We start from the raw sequence: 23,576 nt of genomic DNA, 5'->3' as shown, positions 1-23,576 counted from the left end.
CACCGCCGGTACGAGGACCTCGGTGCCGAATCCCGCGATGGACCCACTCGGACTACGGCCCGCCGAGCATCCCGTATTCGTAGAATCCACCCCACCACCCGAGATACACCCGGGTAGCGGTATCGCCCTTGTCGCCGAACGCATAGATCGAATACCCGGGCGGTAGCCATCCGATCCGGGTGAACGCGACTCCTACTCGTTCGCGACCATCCGGGAGTACCGAATCCTCGAGGATCTGAGTGCGGGTGAACGGCCGCGGCTGTTCGTACGTTCGGCCGGCAACGTCGATACGTGGTGGCGGTTCGAACCAATTGAACGAGTGATAACGAGCCCGCATGTACACGCCGGAGAGCAATATCAGAAGCACAAGAACCACGGCAAGCCCCGGGCCCCAACTGCGCAGTTTCGCTCGCGTCATCGTCCGAATCTATCGTTCGTCGTCTCCCCGACCGCCGCCCTCCCGGAATTCGGCCATCATGACCGACCCGCCGTCGCTACCGAACGCCATCGACGAGGCCCGAGCGCGAAAAGATAGCAGTGGCCGCTGATCTTCCATCCGCCACCGACTCCACTACCGGCCCGAACTGTGCGATAGGTCAAGTGCCACAGAAAGTTTGAAATTCTTCGCTGAAGGACTGCGGGGCGGCGACTGTGTAGTCGATCCATTCGTCGCGTCGCTCGAACGGATGCGTAACCACCTCCAGAAGCTTCTCGAAGGGCGCGAGATCGAGGTTGGCCGCGGCCCGCAGCGCAGCATCGAGCTGATGGTTGCGCGGAATGTACAGCGGATTGACGCGGTCCATCGCGTTTGCGGTCACTACCTCGCCGCGCCCCTGTTCGGCCAAGATACGACGCCATCGCTCCAACCAAGCTCCGATGTGCTCCCGAGGTACCAGCGCGTCGAGCGGTGCCGAATTTCCGCGCAGCTCGTCTGCGAGAGCACGGAAAGTGCCCGTCCAGTCGACACGGCGCTCCACCAATACCGTCAACAGATCGTCGATCAACGCTCGATCGGTTGAGCCTGTCACACCGAGCTTTGCCCCCATCCCGGCCGCGTAGTGCCCAGCGTATCGCTCGTCGAAGGTGTCGAGAACTGCTGTCACCGCAGTGATCGCAGTATCGGGTGTGGAATCGATCAGCCTCAACAATGTTTCCGCGAAACGCGCCATATTCCACTTCATGACGGCAGGCTGATTTCCGAACGCGTAGCGGCCACCGTGGTCGATCGAACTGAACACTGCCGCCGGGTCGAACGCATCGAGGAAAGCACACGGGCCGTAGTCGATGGTCTCGCCTGAAATGGTCGTGTTGTCGGTGTTCATCACCCCGTGTACGAAACCGGTGAGCATCCACCTCGCTACCAGCGAGGCTTGCACTTCGACCACCGCTTCGAAGAGTCCCAGGTATCGATTGTGCGCCCCCGTTCGGGGTAGTTCGGCAAGTTCGGGGTAGTGACGGACGATCGCGTAGTCGGCGAGCGATTGCACGATTTCGCCCTGCCTGGCCGCGTATTCGAAGGTGCCCACTCGTAGGTGGCTGGACGCAACCCGCGCAAGAACGGCACCTGGTTCGGCGCCGTTGCGGCGAACCTGCCTGCCCGTCGCGACGACCGACAGCGCGCGGGTAGTCGGGTTACCGAGGGCATGCATCGCTTCACTGACCAGATACTCGCGCAGCATCGGGCCGACAACCGCATAGCCGTCACCACCTCGAGAGAATGGCGTGCGCCCAGAGCCTTTGAGATGCACGTCCACCCGTCGGCCGGCGGTGTTCACACGTTCACCGAGCAGTAACGCCCGACCGTCCCCGAGGATCGGTGCGTACGAACCGAACTGATGGCCCGCGTACGCCATCGCCACCGGATTGGCACCGATCGGCGCCGTCGATCCAGACAAGACACCTATTCCGTCCGCGCCCCGCAACTCCGCGACATCCAACTGCAACGACGCTGCGAGTTGCTCGTTCACCACGAGCAATCGAGAGTCGGGCGCGTCGGCACCTTGCCACGGCACGGTCAACGGGCCCAGCTCGTCGGCGAAGGTGCTCTCGAGGCCTGCCAATGCGGCACCCGTCCCTGCGGTGAAATCGTGGTGTGCAGCCATCAGACAAGAGTAGCGGCCGCGCAACATCACTCGTCGCGCCCGATCGAATTATGTTCGATGGCTGTGCGACCGCTCCGTTCTATGCCGAACTGCACCCGAGAATCGAAATAATCGCTGCGGCACGGGTCCGCTCGCGGTCACCGGTCACCGGTCACCGGTCACCGGTCCCCGAGACCAGGCCATGTCGTAGAGCGGGCGGCGGCGCAACACAGCATGCGGGCGACTTCACGGGCTCGACGAACGCGTCTGGTCTTCGATCAGAGAGCCGACCTGGAAAACGACGATCACGAGTCAGGATCAACCACTCGGTACGTGCTCGTCGAGAAAACCCTGTATCGACTCGGCCATCGACGAAGCGTGCGCGCGGAAGAGATAGTGGTGGCCCTCGATCACCGTCACCTGTTGGATAGCCGGATTGGTGACAGCGGCATCGTGCACCTCTTTCCATTCCGGTTCCACCTCCAGTGAAGTCGATGCCAGGATCGACAACGCCGGCATCGTCGGCGGGAACGTGGCATGCTCGACGGCCCGCATGTTGTTCGACTCCTCGGCCGCCTCACGTAACACCGTGGAGTTCAGCACCCACGAGTTCGCGCGTATGTACAGATCCTGCTGCTCGGCGGTGTATTCGTCAGCGTCGCCGAGGCTCTCCCGGTAGTCGGCAACCAGACCCAGATAGTCGGTACGAATGTCCAGATTGATCAGATCTCGCACTCCACCCACAGCGGTGACCACTGACATCCAACTCGGCCAGGAAGGAGAGTCTTCGACTTGGCTGCCTGCGTACCGCTCGTCGTCCAGCCCGACCACCGCGGCGATCTCGTCCGGACGATGCTGCACCCACCACATCGTGTACAACCCCGAAATGGAGTGGGGCATCAACACGTACGGCCCATCGAGACCCAGAGAGCCAAGCGCAGAACGGACTTCGCCGACGACAGCCTCGCTGGTACGTGGAGTATCGGTCTCGTCACTGAGCCCCAATCCGAAATACTCGACCGTGACCACGGTGTTCTGCTCTGCCAGACGATCCGCCAGCGGCGCAAAGTCAAGTATCGGCTCGGTCGTCCCGAAACCAGGCAAAAGCACGACGGTTCGAGGACCTGAACCTTGGACCGCCACACTCAATCGATGCCCGGCGACGTCGACGTACCGATGATCGGAGCCGATGGCCTGCTCGACGGCGCGTTTGTCGCGCGGGGTCTGCCACCAGTGAAACCCGGCAGAGATCGCGATACCGGTCACGATCAGCACAACCAGGCCGACGACCAGCCACGTCACGGCGTGGAGTACCCGCCGCCGCCACGTCGGCGTGTGGTCGACTTCGGCTACCATCCCTGATTCCCGTCCGAACGTACCAGCACAAGGCCCCCTGAATTACCCATGTGCTCAATCTATCCGGCCGAGCACCGTGACGCGCCGAATCCTCGATCACCACTGCCGTCTCAGCACCGTCCACGCTTGATGTGCCTGAACGAATCGGATGCAATTCCGCCTGTCGGCGGCAGTCGCACCACCGCGGGCCGGGTAAGTGAAACCGTCAGAAGTACCACGGGGCCGCACTCAACAGCCGTTCATGCACAACTCCCGCATCCGGAACAGGCAGAATTCGCGTACAGCTCATATTGTCTCGGATTGGACCACCAAGGGCGCGAAGTACTTTCGTTCCTCCGGCGATCACCGGGCACGATGACCGATAACCGACATTCGACCGAAGGCGCACCATCGTCGCACTGCGGCGCGGCTTCGCCCGCCTCCACCATTGCCACAAATAAGGATACCGTATACCATTTTGCCATGCTCGAAAGTGGCGGACGCCAGTCTGCCGTGTTCGACTCGAACGGGACGAACGTGCAATTTCGCTTGCTTACACCCAACGGCTGGTCAGGACCACGTTGGATGTGAACGCCGGAACGCGCGCCTGTCAGTACCGAAGAACACAGCAGTACCGAACAACACAGCAGTACCGAACAACACAGCAGTACCGAACAACAGCAGTACCGAACAACACAGGATGGGATCGACATGAAGACAACACTCACCTGCCCCTGCGGCGAGACCATGCAGGAAACCGACGAGGACCTGTTGGTGGAGGCCGTACAGCGCCACCTGGCCGACAAGCATCCCGGACTCGAGTACGACCGAGAATCGATTCTGTTCATGGCCTACTGACGCGCCCCGGTACCGGATGTCGACGGCGCCGTCGACGCTCGATCCTCGACGCGTCGTCGGCCCCGCAGAGCCTCACCGGACTCGCCCCAATCGAGCGGCGAGCCAGTGCAACGACGCCTCACCCTGTTCACGTTGCATGGACCGCAGGTGGGGAGCACCGATCAACGGCGGCAGCGAGCCGTCCCGCCAGGCCCTTCCGGCAAGCCCGGCCAAGACCACGTTCACATTGTGGCGCGGAGCCTCGCTCCACGCCGAGCTCAGAAGAAATGTTTCGGGATCGTGCCCGCAGGCAGCGATGTCCGGTCCGACCCGGACCAGATCCACCCACCCCGGTGACAGCCACCGGTGGGTCCAGTCCACAAGTCGCAGACGTCCCGACGGTTCACGCATCACGTTGTCCCGGCGAATGTCTCCATGCTGCAACGCCGTTGCACCTGATTCCAGAACTTCGGGCCAACTGCGCTCGAGTGCGGCCAGCTCGACGACGTCGAGACCGTACGGCAGCGGGCGATCGACTATGTGTGCGACCGAATCGGCCGACGGGTGATCGGCTGCGGCCAGAGCTGACCAGGTACCCAACTGGGGCGAGAAGACTTCGGCGTAGGATTCCATATCGCTCAGCGGACTCGGATCGAGACGCTCGCGCAGTGTGAATGACAGCTTCGTCATCGCTGCGACCGACGAGGTGTCCCAGTCCGCCAAGGCATATCCCTCGATCACCTCGTAGATCGCGACGGCCCACCCCTCGACCGTGCAGTACTCGATCAACGGCGGGCCGAGATCACCGATGACGGCGGCAAGCTCGGCACCCGTCCGAACACCGTCACCGCCTGGCGTTCCCCGAGGCGCGGCCTTCACGAAAGCCGAACCGCCGCAGATCCCGTCGACGCGCGATGCCACCGCCGGAGTGAATCCGGTCGCGGCCGGCTCCTCGCGGACGATGCGCATGTCGAGGACATCCTCGACGGTGTTCACGATCGCGGCAGGCAAGGCGAGCAGTCGCGGCCGCACGAACACCTCCCCACTGCCCATGTCGGGCGATGCTACCCAATCCGGCCGTAGTGGTGTGATCACGAAGGTAGGTGCGGCCCCTACCGACCGCGGCGAGTGCGCTGCGTCGTCGGATCGATACTCAGTTCTTCACACCGACGCCTCGCGACGACACGACATAGAGCAAAGGACACCACACAGTCGACGTCTCTCCGCTCTTCGCCTTCTTCCACGGTCCTTCGACGAACTTGTAGAACGTCGCACCGGGTATCGCAGGGTTCATGCACACGGCGTACGCCTGGTACCAACCATTGCCGCCGGAACATTTCGCGGTCGCGTACACGCCCCCACCCCCCGGGGAGCATCCGGTAGGTGCTGCAGATGCCGGTCCCGTACCGATGGAGAAGACTGCGGCAACACTCAAAGCGGCACCAGCCAGAACTGTGGTCACATTGCGTTTCATTCTGCTCCCCTACTCGACATGACGAACATCTCGTGCCGATCGGCACGACTGCACGCTATCGAGGGTCCGGTGATCGCCGATATCCTTTGATCGCATGACATCGACGGGCGAGCAGTGTCAGCCGGACGAGTTGGATGTCGATCGCCGAATATCGGCGTGGTGTACCGCCAATGATCAGCCGGCAGCTGTGATCGCACGCATCGCGTCGATGGTCTCCTGTTCGTCTTGTTCGGATCCGTAGTCACTGAGTTTGACCATCACGGTACGAGTGGCGGGGTCGAGGTAGATGTACTGGCCGTAGATGCCGACAGCAAAGAGATCCGGCCTGTTCGCGCCGGTCGGATGCCACCATTGTGCCGAGTAACCCCAGGCGGACACCTCGTCGGGTGCCGGTGTGCTGATGCGGGTGATCCACGCGGGAGGAACGACCTGGGTTCCGCCGACACTCCCACCGTCGAGAACGAGTTGTCCGATCTTCGCGAAGTCGCGGGCAGTGGCATTGATGCAGCAGAAAGCTTTCTCCCGGCCGCCGTCGTCGTCGAGATTCCACGTCGCGGGGTCCTGTGCACCTATCGGCCCCCAGATGTCTCGTTCGAGCAGTTCGGTGAGCGGAACTCCTTCTACTTTCGCGAGAATCTCGCCGAGCAACTAGGTGTCGACGCTGCGATAGTCACCTCTGCTGCCCGGCTCGAACTGTAGATCTCGGTGATCGCGGACGAATCCGCCGAGATCCTTCGTCAGATACATCCGGGCGGTGCCGGTCAATGGGAAGTACGGATTGTAGTTCTCGGAAACATCGATGCCCGAGGTCATGTCCAGTAGATTTCGCACGGTGACGGCGTCGTAGTCGCCGCCGGTCGCCAAGTCGGGGAGGATATCCACGAGTGTGTCGTCCTCGGAGATCTTTCCCGCGTCGATCGCCCGTCCGATCATCAACGACACCACCGATTTCGCCATCGACCACGATGCCATTGCCGTCGTCGGCTCCACGCCGTCGCGGTACCACTCGTGCGTCATCACACCGTCGCGGACGATCAGGAACGCATTGGTCTGCGTGGTGGACAGAAATTCGCCGACCGGAACCTGCGCCCCCTTCCACGCAACGGTATCGGGCAGCGGCGCGGCGACTACCCGCATCGGACGAGGCGTAGCCGAAGCCGCCGCAGTGCGGCTCGGGTACAGCTGACCTTGCGTCGACGGAGCGTCCGTCAGAAGTTTGATCACCGTCGGCGGGGCCGGAATATCGAGCACTGCCGTCGCGACATACGCGCCCGCAACCAGCACGACGGTGACGATCGGCAGCGTGATCGCCGTCCGTGTGAGGATTCTGCGAGTTCGCGACCTCTTCGGGGCGTGGTCATCTGACGGTCCGACTGCGCGTTCCGACACGGGATCAGTCATTGCCGGCTCCCGCGTCGTTGGCGGTGATCCGGACGTCCACCGCAACCCGGAACGACTCGATCATGGTGTCGGGTACCGCCTCTCGACTGACGTCGGCGAGTTTGCCTGCCAGAGCTGCGATCGCCGGGCAGTGATCCGGGTCGGCGAGAGCGATACCGAACAGTGTCTGCGTCGCTGAGCCCGAGCGCTCGACCGGTCAGGCCGACGGCACCTCCCCGCGCCGCGATTCGTACTGCGGTGTCGACGATGATCGCCGGCGTCAACCGGATTGATCGCCGTGACCTGTCAACCGTCATCGCCACCCCTTGCCACCACCCTTGCCATCACTGTTGTCATCATCGGTGCCGGTTCAGGCGGGATGACGACAGCACCTCGTATCAGGACTACATCGGCTACGGCCGAGTCCGGACCAGATCCACGAAGAGCTCGTGCACGCGACGATCCCCGGTCACCTCGGGATGGAAAGAGGTCGCGATCACCGATCCCTGCCGCACGGCAACGATGCGACCAGCCGCTTCCCCCGCCGATGACGGAACCTGCGCGAGTATCTCGACGTTCGGTCCGACCCGCTCCACCCACGGGGCCCGGATGAAGACTGCCCGAACCGGCTCGCCCTCGATGCCGGAGAACTCGAGATCGGACTCGAAGGAATCAACCTGACGACCGAAAGCATTGCGGCGCACCGTCATGTCTATCGCGTTCAGATGCTGCGCATCGGGACGGGTGTCGAGAACTTCCTGTGCCAGCAGGATCATGCCGGCACACGATCCGTAGGCAGGCAGACCGCCGCGCAACCGCTCCCGGAGTGGTTCGAGGAGTTCGAATACCTGTAGCAGCCTGCTCATCGTGGTGGATTCACCACCCGGGATCACCAACCCGTCAATGCGGTCGAGCTCCGTCACACGACGCACCCCCACCGCCTCGGCGCCCGAATCATTCAGTGCGGCAATATGTTCACGGACATCACCTTGGAGGGCAAGGACGCCGATCAATGGTCGTGTCATGCGTGCGGGCCGGCTTTCTTCTCGACGGCGTCGTGATCCAACCGCGCCAGACCTTCCTGGACGACGGCGGCCACCATGTTTCCGCTTCGGTCGTAAATTCGTCCCTGTGTCAGGGCGCGGCCGAATCCGGCCGAGGGCGAGGTCTGGTCGTACAGTAACCATTCGTCCGCACGGAACGGACGCAGGAACCACATGGCGTGATCGAGAGAAGCCGACTGGGTTCGCACCCGCTGATGTGGCACCTTCGACGCGCCGAGCAGCGTCATGTCACTGAGGTAGGCCAGCGCGCAGATGTGCAGCAGTGGCCGGTCGGCGAGCTTCTCTCGATACCGTATCCACACCTGTTGTTGGGCAGCCAGATCCGGCGCCGACCTGCTCTCTTCGGCCGGCACGATCCTGATGTCCCACGTTTTCCATTCCTCGTAGAACGGAGATCGGGCCAACGCCGGAACGTCCCGGGGATCGGGCAGATCCTCCGGCGAAGGCACCTTCGGCATTCGATCCTGATGTTCGACCCCGACGTCCTGCGTCTGGAACGACGCCGACATCGTGAAGATCGTCTTCCCGTCCTGAATCGCGTTCACCCGCCGGGTGCAGAACGAACGTCCGTCCCGGATCCGATCCACCAGATAGACCGTCGGAATCTTCGGGTTACCGGCTCGGAGGAAGTAACCGTGCAGGGAATGCACCAGATAGTGCTCGTCGACAGTGCTCACCGCCGATACCAGGGACTGACCCGCAACCTGGCCGCCGAAGGTCCGTTGCAATGCAGTCGGATGGACGGCACCTCGGAAGATGTCCTTCTCCAACGACTCGAGCGCGAGGATTTCCTCGATGCCAACCATGAAGCCTCCGGTACGTAGACCGGCGCGGCCGGTGACATGACGGCTAACAATATCGTCCGACGCTGCGAACACGGCACCATGGTCGGGTGACCAACTTCATTCCCAGCACTCCGCGGGCACTGGCCGAGCAGATCGTCGAGTTGTGCGAGTGCACGCCGTCCGTCGCGCTGGTGGCCGTCGACGGAGCCGACTGCGCCCAGCCGCACACCCTCGCTGCCGTCGTCGCCACCGCAGCACTCGATCGACAACGCCCGAGCGCGGTGGTGTCCGTGCACGACTACATCCGACCGGCGTCACTGCGTTTGGAGTTCGGGCACGACGACGCGCTCAGTTACCGCACGCTGTGGTTCGACTACTCGGCGTTGGATCGCGAGGTGATCACCGCCGCCCGGAGCCGGGGAACATGGTTGCCCCGCCTGTGGGACGAACGCACCGATCGTTCCGCACGAGCGGAGCGTCGCACCGTTCACGAACGCCAGGTCATCGTGGTGGCGGGTCCGATGCTGCTCGGTCGTGGGCTCGACTTCGATGTCACCGTACGACTGGACATGAGCGAAGCCGCGCTGCGGCGTCGAACCGCTGGTTCCGACCAGTGGACCGTCGACGCCCTGCTCGAACACCGGAGGTCGGTGTCCGAGCAGGTGGACGTCGAAGTGAAATACGATCACCCCGATCGGCCTGCGGTTCAGTCTGCCTTCGGCCGGTAGATCCGGGTCAGTCCTTCCTGGACCACAGCAGCCACCATGTTTCCACGACGATCGAAGATCCGCCCCTGGGTCAGGGCGCGGCCGAAGCCGGCCGACGGCGACGTCTGGTCGTAGAGGAGCCATTCGTCGGCGCGGAACGGGCGCAGGAACCACAACGCGTGGTCCAGGGAGGCGCTCTGTATCTCGACGTCCGGGTGCGGACCGTGCGCAGATCCGAGCAACGTCATGTCGCTCATGTACGCGAGCGTGCAGACGTGGAATACCGGGTCGTCGGGAAGTGCCTCACGGGATCGGAACCAGACCTGCTGCTGGGCTGCGGCGCCCGGACGTTTGTGCAGGTCGGCCGCGGGCACCATCCGCAGATCCCACTCCGACCATTCCTGTGCCAGCCATGCGGTCTGTTCGTCGTCCGAATCCCGGGCGTTGGCCAGGGATTCCGGATCCGGAACGGAAGGCATTTCGTCTTGATGTTCGATGCCCTCGTCCTGAACGTGGAACGAGGCCGACATCGTGAAGATCGCCTCGCCGTTCTGGATTCCGGTCACTCGGCGTGTCACGAACGAACGTCCGTCGCGGATGCGATCGACCAGGAAGACCGTCGGCTCCTTGGGGTTTCCGGCTCGGAGGAAGTATCCGTGCAACGAGTGCACCGAGAATCCCGGGTCAACTGTGCGTACCGCGGATACCAACGCCTGCCCGGCCACCTGACCACCGAATGTTCGGGTCAGTGTAGTTTCCGCGATGATGCCTCGGAAGATGTCACGCTCGAGCCGTTCCAGCTCCAGGATTTCTTGGATCTTCGCCACGTGTCCTCCACCTCTCGCACCGGCCCTGATGAGTGTTGCCGACTCACCGGCCTGACGTGAGTCGCCTACTCACAATGCCCGATGCGTCGAAGTGACCTCCATCCGGACTCGCGGCGTCACCGCTCACGTGCGGCGGCCAACGCCGCCGAGAACTCCGACTCGGGCCGGTTCACCGGCTCACCGTCGACGACGATGTCGACGATCTCGTTGTAGAACGAGACGTAGTCGGTGATGTTCGCGACCGACGCCAACGGGGTCGGGTACGACCAGACGACATTCTCCTCGACCAAGTCACCGTTCTCGTACGTCCAGTACCGGGCATCACCCTTGTAGGGGCACGTCGTCGACAGTGTCGTCTCCCGCAGGTGGGTGAAGTCCACGTCCGCCTGACGAATGTAGTAACGCGCCGGCAGGCGAGTTTCGAACAACAGGACCGGCACCCGGGTGTCCGCGACCTTCACGCCACCGATGAAGACCTCGACGTGCCGGTTGCTCTGCAGAGAATCGATGCGCTTGTACGGATCGCGTGGATGCCGGAAAACTTCTTCGGCTTCCTCGTACCAATGCTCCACACCCGGCTCGGTACGCCGGAACCAGTCGATCCCGACGTAGTCCTCGAGCCCGGCGACACCGTATTCGAAGGCCAGGGCCGGGTAGGTGACGCCGTCGAGTTCGAGGTCGTACCACGCTCGGACACCGGCGTGCCGGCCGTGAGCAGGAGCCTCGGTCGGTGTCAGCAGTTCCGTGTGCACGTCCGCTCGGGGATAGACATATCCCGGAACGGCCTGATCGGGTTCCCACACGAGCACGGGGGACGCGCTCTCGACCACGGTGTGCTCACCGATCGTGCCGCGGACGCGCCGCTCGCTCGGTTCGTAGGTGAACTCGCCCGGCGGAACGGGATGGCGGCGGGTAAGCGCTGTGGGAGTAAGGATCTGACTCATGGCTGGTTCCTTCTCTCGTCTGAATGCGGTGGGTCTACCGGTCGGACCGAACGAGCTCGGCCGGATCGGCGGAGGGGGTATCGGTGGAGGAGGTGTCGGTGGAGGAGGTGTCGGTGGAGGAGGTGTCGGTGGAGGAGGTGTCGGTGGAGGAGGTGTCGGTGGATGAGGTATCGGTGGACGGGGTATCGGCGAAGTGCGCTCTTTCTCGTTCGATCAGGTTTCGGAACGGACCCGCCACAGCCGCCAAATCGGCGGGATTACCGTCCTGCGCGATCGAACCTCCTTCGATGACCAATGCACGGTCCATACGCATCGCGGTTTCCATGCGGTGCACGACCACCACCACGGTGCAGTCCGGTCTGAGATCGGCAAGGAGTTCGTCGACGGCCAGTGCCACGTCCTCGTCGACGTCCGCGGTGGCTTCGTCGAGGATCAGCACGGACGGGTCCAATAACAGCGCCCGCCCCAGCGCGATCAGCTGACGCTGACCGGACGATTGGCGTCGGTCGCCGTGGCTACCCAGGCCCAGGGCCTGTAGTCGTTCGAGCATGTCCGCAACCTCCGTCTCGGACGCGCCGGTGACCCTCAAGTTGTCGATCGTCGAACCCGCGAAGACGTGCCCCTCTTGTGCCACGGAGACGATTCGCGATCGCAGTTCACGTCGAGTGACCGACAGCAGGTCGACGCCCCCGTAACTCGCCGTACCTCGATCGGGAACGAGGGTTCGCGAAAGCAGGCGAGCGACCGTGGTTTTACCAGCACCGCTGGCACCTACCAAAGCTACTCTCGAACCCGCCGGGAGGTGCAACGTGAAGTCCCGCAACACCGGCCGCGACGCTCTCGCGTAAGCGAACCGCACCCCGTTCAGGGCCAACTCCCCACTGCGCGGTAACCGAACCGGATGTTGCGGCGGCGCGGGCACCACCGGTTCGGACGCCAGGTCGCTCACTCGGACGAACGCACTGCGCGCGGCCTGCGCCTGCCCCAGCACGTGCGTGAGCGTCTGCACCGGGTCGAAGAAGCTTCCTACATAAACGACAAATCCCACTACCGCTCCGGCCGTCACCACTCCGCGATCGAGGAGAAACGCACCACCGAGCACCACCGGCAGATACGCGAGCACTCCGAGGGCGTCGATCTCCGCCGAGTACCGGGCGGCAAGCGCGTTACTTGTCGCCGCCGCCGCGAGTCGGCGATCGTCGATGTCCTCGTACCGGGAGATCTGCTCGGCATCGCGTCCGAAGCGGCGTACGACGGCGATGCCCCGCACTCCTTCGTTCAGTTCCCCCGTCGAGGCCGCCGCCGCCTCACGGAGTTCGTCGTTGCTCGATCGCGCCTGACGCACGAATCGGCGGGTTCGAATCAATGCCACCGGCACTACCGAGACCAGGACGATCAGTGCGAGCTGGGGCGAGAGAACGAACAAGAACACGGTGGTGACGATCAGCACCGTGACATTCGTCATCGCTATCACGAGATTGGTGCGCAAGAAGATCGCGATCACTTCGACGTCAGCGGTGACCCGACTCAGAATCGATCCGTCCGAGGTCCGCTCGAAGTACGTGGCATCGAGATCGAGCACCCGACGAAATAGTCGAATCCTCAAGCGGTAGAGCAACTCTTCGGTGATCCGCGAACCCAGTCGCAGTTGAACTGCGCTGAGCGTGGAACCCGCGGTGTTGAGCACCAGATAGAGTGCGGCGGCAATCAGCGCAATCCACGACCCACTCTCGCCCAGCGCATGGTCGACCGCCCAGGCGATGAGCATCGGGCCCGATTGCACGCAGGCGGTGGTAACCACGCCGAGCGACACGAGAAAAACGATCCTGCCCCGATTTCCCTCCGATATTTCGGCCAGTAGTGCCCGAGCATCGCTGCCGAGCCCGACCTGGCGCTTCACAGGCCGGCCCCGGCCGAGCATTCGTCGAGCTCGGCAACTTCACGACCACTGAGAACCAACACCCGATCAGCGGCTGCCACGATCGCCGGTTGCGAACTCACCAGTATCACCGTCGTGGTTCCTTTCAACTCTCGCAGCGAATCCGCGATGCGTGTGGTCGTCTCCGTGTCGAGCGCCGACGTCACGTCGTCGAGTAGCAACAATCCGGCCGGTGACGCGTACCCGCGGGCCAGTGCGGCTCGCTGTCGTTGTCCACCCGAGAGCCGTACCGCACGCTCCCCCACTTCGGTGTCCCATTTTTCGGGTAGGCCTTCGATCACCTCGGTCAATGCGGCCCGCTCTCCCGCTCGACGGATCACAGCGTCGGAGGCACCGGGATCGGGCATCGTCACATTGGCCCGCAGGGTCCTCGAAAACAAGAACTCCTCGTCGGTCACGGCCGCGACCACATGATGTCGGTGATGTTGTGCCACGGTGCTCAGATCGATCCCATGCACGTGCACCGACCCCTGATCCGGAGCCACTTCACCGGCGATCAATCGCAGCAATGTCGACTTGCCTGCTCCGGTCGCCCCGGTGATCGCGACGATTTCGCCCGGTTCCACTTCGAGATCGACATTCGAGATGATTGGGTCGCGGTAGCTGAAACTCAAGCCCTGCAGCACAACTCGAGCCGGTCCGGTCACGGTTGGCGGCTGTGCGGATACCGGACCCGACGAAGGCCCTTCCAGCGCGGCGATTCTGGTCACGGCCAGAGCTGCCCTGGACGCGCCGGCGACGGCGCTCGCGGTCGAGCGCAACGGCCAGACCGCCATGACGACATAGGCATTGAACGCCGTGAAGTCACCGACCGACATATCGCCCGATCGTATTCGCGCCGTCCCGAAGATCAGGACCAGCACGATACTCATCGTCGGCACGAATTCGATGAGGGCGGTGTACCTGGCGCGAATGTTTCCCACAGCGTGCGCGCTGGCGCGCGACTTGCCGAAAAGTTCGATCAGTGCCGCGAAGAACCTGTCCTCGAGTCCGAGACCTTTGACCGTGGGCGCACCGCTCACTGCGTCGGCAGCGGCGCTCACGACGCCCACGCTGTCCCCGCGCATAGTGACGTTTGCCGTGTCGAGCGCACGGAGGAATCGCAACGACAACACCAACACCAGTGTCAACGGAACGACGGTGACAACGGTCAAGGGGACGTCGATCCAGAGCAGCGCCGCTACGATCAACGTGGTCCACACCAGGTTGTTGAACAACACCTGCGCGATCACACCGAACTGCTCGATGTACTCGGTGTCGTCCCCCACCGAGGCAAGCACCTCCCCCGGCGGTGTCTCGTCGAAGAACCGCGCATCACGGGCATGAAGTGCGGCGAAGAGCCTGCGTCGCAAGCTCCCCCCCAGGCGCGCCGAGGTCGTGAACGTGAGGTAGCGCCGGATACGTAGGGCGAACGCCTTGGCGAATGCGAGTGCGACGATCACGCCGACCAGCACGCCCAGATGCGCCGCGTCGTGGCCGTCGGAGACGAGGTAGTCGACGGCGGCGCCGGCCACCAACGGAACACCGACCGCAGCAGCGGACCACACGATTCCGGTGACGAAGGCCCAGGCCATCCCACGTCGTTCACGCCGCGGTATCCGGGCCCGGAGTTGGACCCACGGCCCGGGCGGTTCGGATCGGGCAGGTTTGGATCGGGCAGGTTTGGATCGAACCACGAGTTATCGCCGGTCCGAGTCGAGCGCCACCGACTGACGATGCGGCGACGGAACTTCTGCCAACCCCAGGTGCTCGCGCAACGTGGAACCCTGGTACTCGGTGCGGTGCACTCCCCGCTTCTGCAGAATCGGCACCACGTGGTCGACGAACAGTTCGAGTGATTCCGGGACCGTGGTCGGCTGCAGGGTGAAACCGTCACTGCCACCCTCGGCCACCCATTCCTCGATCAGGTTCGCCAATTGCTCCGGTGTGCCGGTGAATTCGAGTCCACCGGGCAGTCCGGTGATGACCGCGCCGAGCTCCCCGAAGGGTCGTCCCGACGCCAGCGCCTCGGTGACGATGAACTGGGCGAACGTCGAGCCTTCCGCCGTGGCGGCGAGCTCCGGGCTCAGCGGTGACAACGGGTCGATCTGCTTCTGATCCAGGCCCGCGTGATAGGCGAGATTTCGCCAACGCAGTTCGGGATCGGCGCGATCTTCGAGTTCACGTCGACGACGCCGAGCTTCGTCCTCGGTGCTGCCGAGAACGAACGCCAGACCGGGCAGAATCCGCACGCTTCCGGCGGCGCGGCCGTGCCGTATCGACGCGGCATCGATCTTCGCCCTGAACTCCTTGCCTGCAGCGATGGTCGGCTGTGGGGTGAACACCACGTCGGCAATCCGTCCAGCCAGATCCACTCCGGCCGGCGACGACCCGGCCTGTGCCAGTACCGGATGTCCTTGCGGCGAGCGTGGGACGGGTAGCGCTCCGGCAACGTCGTAGTACTCGCCGTGAAACTCCGCCGGGTGAATCCGATCCGGCTCGGCCCAGATGCCGCGAGACCGGTCGGCGACAATGGCGTCCTCCTCCCAACCGTCCCAGAGTGCTCGTGCCACCTCGACGAACTCCACAGCTCGCGCGTAGCGGTCGTCGTGCTCGGGATGTCCGGCGCGGCCGAAGTTCTCCGCTGCTGCCGCGTGAGCGGTGGTCACCACGTTCCAGCCGGCCCGACCCCCTGTCGCGTGGTCGAGAGTGGAAAAACGCCTGGCCAGCTCGTACGGCTCGCTGTATGTTGTCGAACCGGTGCCGAACAGGCCGATCGTGGAGGTGTCGGCACCCAGAACAGCCAGGAGCGTCACCGGATCCCACCGAATCTGCGGAAAGAACTTGGCCCGGAACTTGGTCAGGCTCGGAACGTCCGCCAGGAATACCGAATCGAACAGTCCACGCTCGGCGGTTCGGGCGGCCTGCCGGTAATGTGAGATGTCTCCGTCGACGGAAGCATCGTAATCCTGTACCAGCCAGCCGGATTCATGATATCCGCCAGTGGAGAGAAAAGCGTTCAGATGAGCAGTGCGAGTCACGATACCTCTATCAGACTATTGAGTTGGTGGACGAAATCGACTCGGTACGTGCGATTCCCAGATGATCACGCAGAGTCGTTCCGCTGTATTCGGTTCGGTGAAGGCCTCGTGCTTGCAGAATCGGCACGACGTGCTCGACGAACAGTTCGAGTGAGTCCGGCAACGTGCTCGGCTGCAGGGTGAAACCGTCGCTCGCACCTTGCACGAACCATGATTCGATCAGATCAGCCAAGTGTTCCGGTGTCGTCGTCACGTCGAGACCACCGGGCAGGCCGATCAACTCGGTGGACAACTGACGGAAAGTCCGTCCGGTATCACGAGTGCGGCGCAGGAGGTCGTCCGTGCGGCTGGTACGAGCGATGATAGCTGGATCACGTTCGTCGAGAGGGACGTTCGGATCGAGCGACTCCGGATCGATGCCCGCGTTGAACGCAAGATTGCGCCACCTGAATTCGGGATCCACCGAATTCTCGAGTTCCGCACGTCTGGCCTGCGCCTCGGCATTCGTGCTTCCGAGTACGAACGAAATGCCCGGAAGAACCGCCACACTCTCGGCGGCGCGTCCGTGGGACAGTGCCGCGCTGCGAACCGAATCACGAAATGCGCGAGCGGACGCGATGTCCGGCTGAGCGGTGAAAACCAGATCGGCGATCCGCCCGGCCAGATCGATGCCAGGTCCCGACGATCCGGCCTGGGCGAGTACCGGATGGCCCTGAGGCGATCGCGGCAGCGGCAGCGCCCCCGCTACGTCGAAGTACTCGCCGTGAAAATTCGCCTCACGTATCCGGGATATGTCCGCCCAGACCCCGTTGTCGACATCGGCGACCACGGCGTCGTCGTCCCAACCGTCCCACAGCGTCCGGAGCAGGTCCACGAATTCGCCGGCTCGCGCGTACCGATCACCATGCTCGGGATGAGCAGCCGTACCGAAATTGCGAGCCACCCCCGCCAGTCTGGTGGTCACGACGTTCCAGCCTGCTCGTCCACCGGAAAGGTGATCGACGGTGGCCAGCCGACGCGCCAGATCGTACGGAGCGTTGTACGTCGTCGACGCCGTGGCAACCAGACCGATACGCTCGGTGATCACCGACAGTGCCGAGACCAGCGCGATCGGATCGTGGCGAACCTGAGGGAAATACCGGGCGCGAAAGGGTTCGAGCATCGGCGAATCCGCGATGAAGACCGCATCGAGCAAGCCGCGTTCCGCTGTACGAGTCGCCTCGAACAACGACTCGTGTGCATCCGCGGTTGCCGGCGGCGGACCGACTTTCCACGCCGACTCGTGATAACCCTGTGCAGCCAGAAATGCCGTCAGGCGCAACGGAGAGTTCGCCGGTGCGCTCATACCGCCGCCGCCGAAGTGACACCGGCCAGGTCCGAGGCCTCTCGGGCCGCAGCGGCCTGCCGGATCAGACGCAACGTCTCGCTCCGCAATTCGGCGGCCGCAGGTGTGGCCGCGTATCCACCGAGTGTGACGATGCCGACACCGAGGTCGTGGTAGGCCAGGACGGCGTCGGCAATCGTCGACGGCGAACCGACAAGCGTGGGGGTCGCGCCGCCGACCCGCGAAAGCCCCAGGTAGAGAGCGCTGTCGACGACGGTGTTGTCGGCCTCGGCGTGTTGACGCGCCCGCTCCTCTCGGATCGACGGGATGACGCTCGATCCACCCTCGGCACGATACGTCTTGAGATGTTCGATCGCCTGCTCGAGCTCGTGCACGTGATCCCAGGCCGCACCGTCGGTCTCACCTGCCTGGAAGTTGAGATTCACCCAGAAACCCACGCTCCGTTGGTAGTGATCCGCGCGTTGACGAGCAACGCGGATGCTCTCGGACGTCTCGGCGAGGGACCGCCCGTGAAACGCGATGACATCGCCGTACCGCGCCGCCAGGTCGATGCCACGCTCGGAGCCGCCGGGCAACGAAATCGGCGGACGTGGAGCAGTACTGGGCCGCACCCCGGAGAATGCGCCGCGCACCCGGTAGTACTGACCGTCGTAGTCGAACGGTTCGGTGTAGGTGAGGGTGCGGGTGTAGATGTCGAGGTACTCGGCGCCTCGGGCGTAACGGTCGTCGTGGTCGACGAAATCTCCGTCCCGGTGCAGATCTGCGTGTCCGAGAATCAGGTGAATCGCGGCCCGTCCGCCGGACAGTCGGTCGAGGGTGGCTAGCGAGCGTGCCGCTGCGGTGGGCGCCTGAACTCCAGGTCGATGAGCGAGAACCACCCGCAGACGGTCCGTGTGAGCCAGAGCCCAGGCAGCGGTGGCCGCGACGTCGGGCCAGGTTGCACTCTGCGGAATGATGCTCGAGTCGTATCCGGCATCCTCGTATTCGCGCGCCTCGCGGCTGACATGATCGGGGTCGACGGTGACCGGTTCGGGCGCCGTGGTGAAGTACGCGGCCTCGCGGGCGATCGGTGACGTCGAGTAGCCGGTGGTGTAGGGCTGTGGGTTGATCCAGGATCTCAGTTCGAGTGCCATGCCATTCTTTCGGAGTTGTCGGGTACCGGCCGAGCCGCGGCGGCGACGGGGTTCCCGAGGGATCCGTACCGGGCGGCCTCGATCAACGTGCGGGTGTACGGGTGTTGCGGATTGGCGTAGATCTGGTCGGCCGGCCCGGATTCGAGTACCACACCGCTGCGCATCACGACCACACGATCAGCGAGGGCGCGCACAACTGCCAGATCGTGGGAAATGAACAGATACGACACACCGCTGGTGACTTGCAGTTCTCGCAGCAAGGCCAAGATGCGGGCCTGGACCGACACATCGAGCGCCGAGACCGGCTCGTCGCACACCACCAGTGACGACGGCCCGGCGAACGCTCGGGCGATGGCGACCCGCTGTTTCTGGCCGCCGGACAACTCGCCGGGCAACCGGTCCAACAGTTCGGGCTCCAGACCAACCCGGTCGGCGAGTTCCTCTACGGTGCTCTCGCCCCCGAGCAGTCGGATGGCCCGCGCCAGTATCCGCCGGGCCGAGCGGCGTGGGTTGAGTGTCGCATCGGGGCTCTGGAACACCACTTGCACGGGGTGGCGGTGCGAACTCGGTGCGAACACGTCGACGACGCCGTGGTGATCGGTGAGGCCGGCAATCGCTCGTCCGAGCGTGGTCTTGCCACTGCCGGATTCACCGACGACGGCCACTACTTCGCCCTGCCGGATGTCGAGGTCCACTCCAGCGACCGCCACCGCGTTGCCGTAAGTCTTACGCAGACCCCTCACCGACACCACCACCGGCGAATCCTCGCGAACAAGCCACTGTGGCTTCGGCGCATCGATGTCGGGCAATGCCTCGACCAGTGTCCGGGTGTACTCGTGTCGCGGTCGGGTCAAGACTTCCCCCGCGACGCCTTCCTCCACCAGCACGCCGTTCCGGAGGACACCCACCCGATCACAGTGCGCCCCGACGAGCGGCAGATTGTGGCTGATCAACAGCACCGCAGCATCCAACTCGCTGCGTAATTCGTTGACCAATCCGAGAATCGACGCCTCGACCTGAACGTCGAGCCCGGTGGTGGGCTCGTCGAGGATCAACAACTCGGGTTGCACCGCCAGCGCCATCGCGATCACCACTCGTTGTGCCTGACCCCCGGACAGCTGATGCGGGTACCGCTGCCCCAACAGGTCCGGGGACGGCAACCCCACACGATCCAGCAGGTCGAGAACTTCGGGTGAGCCGGTTGCCGGAATGCGTCCTCGCGCACCGACCGCGAGCGCCTCGGCTATCTGCACCCCCACTCGCATCGTCGGGTTGAGAGCGCGCCCGGGCTCTTGGTACACCGTCGAGACCCGTTGTGATCGATACTGCCGCAACGGCTCCGGCTCGAGGGCGAGGACATCTGTTCCGGAGAGGTCGATCTCGCCAGAACGCACCACCGCACTGTCGGCGAGATGACGGACCAAAGCTGCTGCAGCTGTGGACTTTCCTGATCCGGATTCCCCGACCAGCCCGTAGGCTTCGCCCCTGGCGATCGTGAAACTCAGATCGTCGACGGCGGTGCGAGTTCCGCGAGTGGTGGTGTATTCGACAGTCAGGGATCGAACTGACAGTGTCATCGGTCCAGGACCTCCTTGAGGTTGTCGGCGATCAGATTGACGGCCACTGCCAGCGAGATGATGGCGAGGGCCGGGAACGCAACACTCCACCAGGCGTTCTGGATGTAAATGCGGTTCTGCGAGACCACCAGCCCCCAGTCCGGCGACGGTGGTTGCGCGCCCAGGTTGAGGAACGACAACCCGGCCGAGACGAAAATCGCGTAACCCAGCCGAATGGTTCCCTCGACCACGAGCGCCGGAGTCACGTTGGGAAGTAGCTCACCGAACAAGATACGAGTGGTCGACTCGCCCTGGGTGCGTGCCGCTTCGACGTACTGCTTACCCATCTCGACCAGCACCGCCGACCGAACGGTTCGAGCGATGATCGGGGCGAAGAAGATCGCGATGGATATGATCAAGGTACTCGGCGACCGCCCGAACGCCGACGCGACCAGCAGCACCGCGACGATGCCGGGTAGTGCGTTGAAGATGTCGAACGACCGCATGAGCAGATCGTCGACGATTCCGCCACGGTGATAGCCGGCGATCAGCCCGAGGACGGTTCCCACCAGCGCCGCGAGCAGGGTTGCGGCAGGTGCCACTTGCAGGACGGGGCCTGCTCCGGCCAGTACCCGCACTGCCACCGATCTACCGAGATCGTCGGTACCGAGCAGGTGACCGCCGCCCGGCGGTTGGTTGGCGGCACCGGCCTCACCGTACGGGTCGAGCCCTACCGCCCGCACCACGATCGGCGCGAGTATCCAGAAGATCAACACCGCGACGCTGATGGTGAATGTGGGTCGGCGCAGCAGTCGCCGGACTCGCACCCGCCGCGTCGAGACCGGTGTGGCACCGGCGCGATGTGGTTCCAGCACTGTCATGCGCGCTGCTCCTGACTGAGATCGATACGAGGATCGAGGGCCATGTAGACGAGGTCGGTGATCAGCAGCACCAGGAGCGAAGCCAGAGCGGTGACCATGATTGCGCCTTCGAGCAGCATCAAGTCCTTCTTCTGGACGGCTTCGACGATGGTCAGCCCGATGCCGGGGTAGCTGAACAGTGTTTCCACCACGGCGCTGCCGCCGATCAGATAGGCGAGTTGGCCGCCGAGGACGGCCACCGCGGGAACCAGCGAGTTGCGCGCCACGTGCGCAGACACGACCCGTCGACGGGGCAGCCCCTTGAGAACGGCTGTCCGATAGAAGGGCGAGCGCAATGTTTCGATCGTGCCCGCGCGAACCATCCGAGCGACGTAGCCGACTGTTGCCGCGGCCAATGTCAACGCCGGAAGTGTCGTGACGGTCAATCGTGCGGCGAGAGAAGCGCCGTCGGGAACTGCCGACTGTACCGGAAACCACCGAAAGAACACGGCGAACACCACGAGCAGCAGGGTTCCCACCGCGAACTCCGGCGTCGAGGACAATGACACGAACGACATGGTGAGGGCTCGATCACTGCGGCTCCCTGCACGAAATGCCTGCACCAATCCCACTCCGACTCCGACCACGAGCACCAGCACGAAGGCGTACAGACCCAGGAAAATCGAATTGAGCAGACGCTCGATCACCAGGCCGGCAACCGGCTCGCCGTAGGTCAGGCTCGTACCCCAGTGACCGGTCACGAATCCGCCGAGCCACCCCAGGTACCGCTCGAGCACCGATCCGTCGAGCCCGTTGTCGGTTTTCCATTGCGCGACTTGCTCGGCAGTGGCGAATTGACCCAACGCCACCCGCCCGGGATCTCCCGGGACCACCTGCACGAGCCAGAACACGGCGGCCGACACGATCAGCAACACGATCGGTGCCTGGACCAGTCGACGCACGACGATTCGACCGACCGGACGCCGACCGGTCACCGCGGCCTCGTCGATCTCGATCCGGGTCACAACGCGAACCCTCCGCCCGGTTCGGACCCGACCAGGCTCGGCAAGTTCAAGCTCCACTGTCGAACGTCCGGCTCGAGACCGCCGTCCACGTTCTCGACGTCCCGAACCGGCCCGGTCGAAACCGGTATGTCCGAGTGCGGCGGTGGTCCCACCACCGACTCGTCGAGGACGTACACCGAGACCAGACGAGAAGCCCGCAACCAGCGGGCCAATGCCAGCGCTCGGACGTACGGAGCGTCGTCGACCAGCACGACCCGAGCCCGCAGGACCGGCACGTACTCGTCGATCGCCTCCACCAGCTGCCCGCCGGGGACGTGCCGGACACCCTCGATCCCGTCCGGCACGTCGGCCGGTACCAGACGCGGATCGATCAGGTAGGTGGTCCGTCGTGTGTCTGCGAGCAAGTCGTCGACACCAGCCACACCGATTCGTGCGATACCCGCGTCGTATCCGCTCGCCGCCGGTAGCACAGGCGACTGACTGTGCGTGTCCCCGACCGTACGGACGCCGGGTGCAAGGGAATATCCCGCGTTTCGCCACGCGGTGGTCCCCCCGTCCAAGAAGACGACGGGGTTGACCAGTCCGGCGTCACGCAGAGACTGGGCCGCGAATATCGCTCGCGTTCGTCCCGCGCAGGTCACCACCACCTCGCGCTCGGTATCACCCACCACCCGGCTGACGTGCGCGACGAGTTCTCCCCCGGGAAGACCCACCGCCCCGGGAATGCTCGCTTCCTCGTACTCGGGCACGGACCGCACGTCCACCACCACCGGTGCGCGCGCTCCCGCCAACCGAACGGCGAGTTCGACCGCAGTCACACCGGGCGTGAGATACACATCGCGCGCCGACTCGGCCAGGGCCTTGCTCGGTACACAGAGATTGCGGAAACCGCGGCGACCGGTGGCCAGCCAGGCATCGGTGCCACCGTCGAGCACTCGTACATCCGTGTAACCCCACTCGCCCCACTCGGCGGCTTCCGCTGATGCCGATCCGGGCTCGCCGGCGGAAATCCTCGGATCTGCGACGAGCACCACCAGGGTGTCCTTCCGGGGAATCAGCGCCGCTACGCGGGCGCGGCGATCGGTTCGCCAGGACGCCGGAAGGTACGCCGCATGGTAGATGTGCGACGGCCGGAAATCTTCGACCTCGCGGATGTCGATCAGTGCGAGCTCGCCGGTGCCGCCGAGAAGAGTGTGCAGCTGATCTGCACCGATGGATCGATGATTCATGAGTTCGATTCCCGATAGTTGCCGGTACTTCAGTA

20 protein-coding genes and 1 pseudogene are annotated in these 23,576 nt (G+C 64.1%); 2 read left to right on the top strand and 19 right to left on the bottom strand.

Features of this window, described 5'->3' with window-relative positions:
* Window positions 1–52: 52 nt before the first annotated feature.
* From ABH922_RS09315 to ABH922_RS09305, 3 genes are all read right to left on the bottom strand, one after another.
* Window positions 53–418, bottom strand: a complete 366-nt coding sequence (locus tag ABH922_RS09315; RefSeq protein WP_424806643.1) for a hypothetical protein — start codon at window positions 416–418, stop codon at window positions 53–55.
* Between the two features lie 178 nt (window positions 419–596).
* Complete coding sequence (locus ABH922_RS09310; protein ID WP_424806642.1) at window positions 597–2,102, bottom strand: protein adenylyltransferase SelO; 1,506 nt, start codon at window positions 2,100–2,102, stop codon at window positions 597–599.
* Between the two features lie 297 nt (window positions 2,103–2,399).
* Window positions 2,400–3,437 (bottom strand): alpha/beta fold hydrolase, encoded by a 1,038-nt coding sequence (locus tag ABH922_RS09305; protein WP_424806641.1) that lies wholly within the window; start codon window positions 3,435–3,437, stop codon window positions 2,400–2,402.
* A 690-nt stretch (window positions 3,438–4,127) separates the two neighbouring features.
* Between ABH922_RS09305 and ABH922_RS09300 the strand changes: the two genes are divergently transcribed.
* Window positions 4,128–4,274 carry a DUF1059 domain-containing protein gene (locus tag ABH922_RS09300; protein WP_424806640.1) on the top strand — a complete coding sequence of 49 codons (147 nt, stop codon included), beginning with the start codon at window positions 4,128–4,130 and terminating at the stop codon, window positions 4,272–4,274.
* A 72-nt stretch (window positions 4,275–4,346) separates the two neighbouring features.
* Here the strand turns inward: ABH922_RS09300 and ABH922_RS09295 are convergent, their stop codons facing one another.
* From ABH922_RS09295 to ABH922_RS09275, 5 genes and pseudogenes are all read right to left on the bottom strand, one after another.
* Window positions 4,347–5,306 (bottom strand): phosphotransferase, encoded by a 960-nt coding sequence (locus ABH922_RS09295; protein ID WP_424806639.1) that lies wholly within the window; start codon window positions 5,304–5,306, stop codon window positions 4,347–4,349.
* 100 nt (window positions 5,307–5,406) lie between these two features.
* The gene (locus tag ABH922_RS09290; protein ID WP_424806638.1) at window positions 5,407–5,727 is read right to left on the bottom strand and encodes a hypothetical protein; all 321 of its coding nucleotides are present in this window, start codon (window positions 5,725–5,727) and stop codon (window positions 5,407–5,409) included.
* 174 nt (window positions 5,728–5,901) lie between these two features.
* Window positions 5,902–6,864 (bottom strand): annotated as a pseudogene (locus ABH922_RS09285) (serine hydrolase domain-containing protein).
* Window positions 6,865–7,520: 656 nt separating this feature from the next.
* Window positions 7,521–8,132, bottom strand: coding sequence for a pyridoxal 5'-phosphate synthase glutaminase subunit PdxT (gene pdxT, locus ABH922_RS09280; protein ID WP_424806637.1), 612 nt, complete (start codon window positions 8,130–8,132; stop codon window positions 7,521–7,523).
* Window positions 8,129–8,977, bottom strand: coding sequence for an acyl-CoA thioesterase (locus ABH922_RS09275; protein ID WP_424806636.1), 849 nt, complete (start codon window positions 8,975–8,977; stop codon window positions 8,129–8,131). Before ABH922_RS09275 ends, pdxT begins: the two co-directional genes overlap by 4 nt.
* Before the next feature lie 86 nt (window positions 8,978–9,063).
* Between ABH922_RS09275 and ABH922_RS09270 the strand changes: the two genes are divergently transcribed.
* On the top strand, window positions 9,064–9,684 hold the full coding sequence (locus tag ABH922_RS09270) for a hypothetical protein (RefSeq protein WP_424806635.1): 621 nt from the start codon (window positions 9,064–9,066) through the stop codon (window positions 9,682–9,684).
* Here ABH922_RS09270 and ABH922_RS09265 read toward each other — a convergent pair.
* The 11 genes from ABH922_RS09265 to ABH922_RS09215 all read right to left on the bottom strand — a co-directional run bounded on the left by ABH922_RS09265 (window position 9,663) and on the right by ABH922_RS09215 (window position 23,541).
* The gene (locus tag ABH922_RS09265; RefSeq protein ID WP_424806634.1) at window positions 9,663–10,490 is read right to left on the bottom strand and encodes an acyl-CoA thioesterase; all 828 of its coding nucleotides are present in this window, start codon (window positions 10,488–10,490) and stop codon (window positions 9,663–9,665) included. The genes ABH922_RS09270 and ABH922_RS09265 overlap by 22 nt on opposite strands.
* A gap of 116 nt (window positions 10,491–10,606) precedes the next feature.
* Window positions 10,607–11,434 (bottom strand): DUF427 domain-containing protein, encoded by an 828-nt coding sequence (locus ABH922_RS09260; RefSeq protein WP_424806633.1) that lies wholly within the window; start codon window positions 11,432–11,434, stop codon window positions 10,607–10,609.
* Window positions 11,435–11,468: 34 nt separating this feature from the next.
* Window positions 11,469–13,334 (bottom strand): ABC transporter ATP-binding protein, encoded by a 1,866-nt coding sequence (locus ABH922_RS09255; RefSeq protein WP_424806632.1) that lies wholly within the window; start codon window positions 13,332–13,334, stop codon window positions 11,469–11,471.
* Complete coding sequence (locus ABH922_RS09250) at window positions 13,331–14,947, bottom strand: ABC transporter ATP-binding protein (protein ID WP_424806631.1); 1,617 nt, start codon at window positions 14,945–14,947, stop codon at window positions 13,331–13,333. Before ABH922_RS09250 ends, ABH922_RS09255 begins: the two co-directional genes overlap by 4 nt.
* A gap of 105 nt (window positions 14,948–15,052) precedes the next feature.
* Window positions 15,053–16,393: an NtaA/DmoA family FMN-dependent monooxygenase gene (locus ABH922_RS09245; protein ID WP_424806630.1), complete on the bottom strand. Its 1,341-nt coding sequence runs from the start codon at window positions 16,391–16,393 to the stop codon at window positions 15,053–15,055.
* 10 nt (window positions 16,394–16,403) lie between these two features.
* The gene (locus ABH922_RS09240; RefSeq protein WP_424806629.1) at window positions 16,404–17,738 is read right to left on the bottom strand and encodes an NtaA/DmoA family FMN-dependent monooxygenase; all 1,335 of its coding nucleotides are present in this window, start codon (window positions 17,736–17,738) and stop codon (window positions 16,404–16,406) included.
* Window positions 17,735–18,871, bottom strand: coding sequence for an LLM class flavin-dependent oxidoreductase (locus ABH922_RS09235; RefSeq protein ID WP_424806628.1), 1,137 nt, complete (start codon window positions 18,869–18,871; stop codon window positions 17,735–17,737). Before ABH922_RS09235 ends, ABH922_RS09240 begins: the two co-directional genes overlap by 4 nt.
* On the bottom strand, window positions 18,856–20,448 hold the full coding sequence (locus ABH922_RS09230) for an ATP-binding cassette domain-containing protein (protein ID WP_424806627.1): 1,593 nt from the start codon (window positions 20,446–20,448) through the stop codon (window positions 18,856–18,858). The genes ABH922_RS09235 and ABH922_RS09230 overlap by 16 nt, the downstream gene beginning before the upstream one ends.
* Window positions 20,445–21,308 (bottom strand): ABC transporter permease, encoded by an 864-nt coding sequence (locus tag ABH922_RS09225; RefSeq protein ID WP_424806626.1) that lies wholly within the window; start codon window positions 21,306–21,308, stop codon window positions 20,445–20,447. Before ABH922_RS09225 ends, ABH922_RS09230 begins: the two co-directional genes overlap by 4 nt.
* Window positions 21,305–22,312, bottom strand: coding sequence for an ABC transporter permease (locus ABH922_RS09220; RefSeq protein WP_424806625.1), 1,008 nt, complete (start codon window positions 22,310–22,312; stop codon window positions 21,305–21,307). Before ABH922_RS09220 ends, ABH922_RS09225 begins: the two co-directional genes overlap by 4 nt.
* Window positions 22,309–23,541: a rhodanese-like domain-containing protein gene (locus ABH922_RS09215; protein WP_424806624.1), complete on the bottom strand. Its 1,233-nt coding sequence runs from the start codon at window positions 23,539–23,541 to the stop codon at window positions 22,309–22,311. Before ABH922_RS09215 ends, ABH922_RS09220 begins: the two co-directional genes overlap by 4 nt.
* Window positions 23,542–23,576: the final 35 nt, after the last annotated feature.

The organism is Rhodococcus sp. 27YEA15 (genome assembly GCF_049739425.1).
Lineage (GTDB): Bacteria > Actinomycetota > Actinomycetes > Mycobacteriales > Mycobacteriaceae > Rhodococcus_F.
Note: the sequence above shows the minus strand (reverse complement) of the source record. Positions and strands in the feature narration are given on the sequence as shown.

Bases quoted from the DNA above. Each gene is read 5' to 3' on its own strand.
- ABH922_RS09300 (WP_424806640.1), top strand. From the start codon at position 4,128: ATGAAGACAACACTCACCTGCCCCTGCGGCGAGACCATGCAGGAAACC.
- ABH922_RS09215 (WP_424806624.1), bottom strand. From the start codon at position 23,541: ATGAATCATCGATCCATCGGTGCAGATCAGCTGCACACTCTTCTCGGC.
- ABH922_RS09315 (WP_424806643.1), bottom strand. From the start codon at position 418: ATGACGCGAGCGAAACTGCGCAGTTGGGGCCCGGGGCTTGCCGTGGTT.
- ABH922_RS09250 (WP_424806631.1), bottom strand. From the start codon at position 14,947: ATGGCCTGGGCCTTCGTCACCGGAATCGTGTGGTCCGCTGCTGCGGTC.
- ABH922_RS09295 (WP_424806639.1), bottom strand. From the start codon at position 5,306: ATGGGCAGTGGGGAGGTGTTCGTGCGGCCGCGACTGCTCGCCTTGCCT.
- ABH922_RS09310 (WP_424806642.1), bottom strand. From the start codon at position 2,102: ATGGCTGCACACCACGATTTCACCGCAGGGACGGGTGCCGCATTGGCA.
- ABH922_RS09305 (WP_424806641.1), bottom strand. From the start codon at position 3,437: ATGGTAGCCGAAGTCGACCACACGCCGACGTGGCGGCGGCGGGTACTC.
- ABH922_RS09240 (WP_424806629.1), bottom strand. From the start codon at position 17,738: ATGAGCGCACCGGCGAACTCTCCGTTGCGCCTGACGGCATTTCTGGCT.
- ABH922_RS09275 (WP_424806636.1), bottom strand. From the start codon at position 8,977: ATGGTTGGCATCGAGGAAATCCTCGCGCTCGAGTCGTTGGAGAAGGAC.
- ABH922_RS09290 (WP_424806638.1), bottom strand. From the start codon at position 5,727: ATGAAACGCAATGTGACCACAGTTCTGGCTGGTGCCGCTTTGAGTGTT.
- ABH922_RS09230 (WP_424806627.1), bottom strand. From the start codon at position 20,448: ATGACACTGTCAGTTCGATCCCTGACTGTCGAATACACCACCACTCGC.
- ABH922_RS09235 (WP_424806628.1), bottom strand. From the start codon at position 18,871: ATGGCACTCGAACTGAGATCCTGGATCAACCCACAGCCCTACACCACC.
- pdxT (WP_424806637.1), bottom strand. From the start codon at position 8,132: ATGACACGACCATTGATCGGCGTCCTTGCCCTCCAAGGTGATGTCCGT.
- ABH922_RS09260 (WP_424806633.1), bottom strand. From the start codon at position 11,434: ATGAGTCAGATCCTTACTCCCACAGCGCTTACCCGCCGCCATCCCGTT.
- ABH922_RS09225 (WP_424806626.1), bottom strand. From the start codon at position 21,308: ATGACAGTGCTGGAACCACATCGCGCCGGTGCCACACCGGTCTCGACG.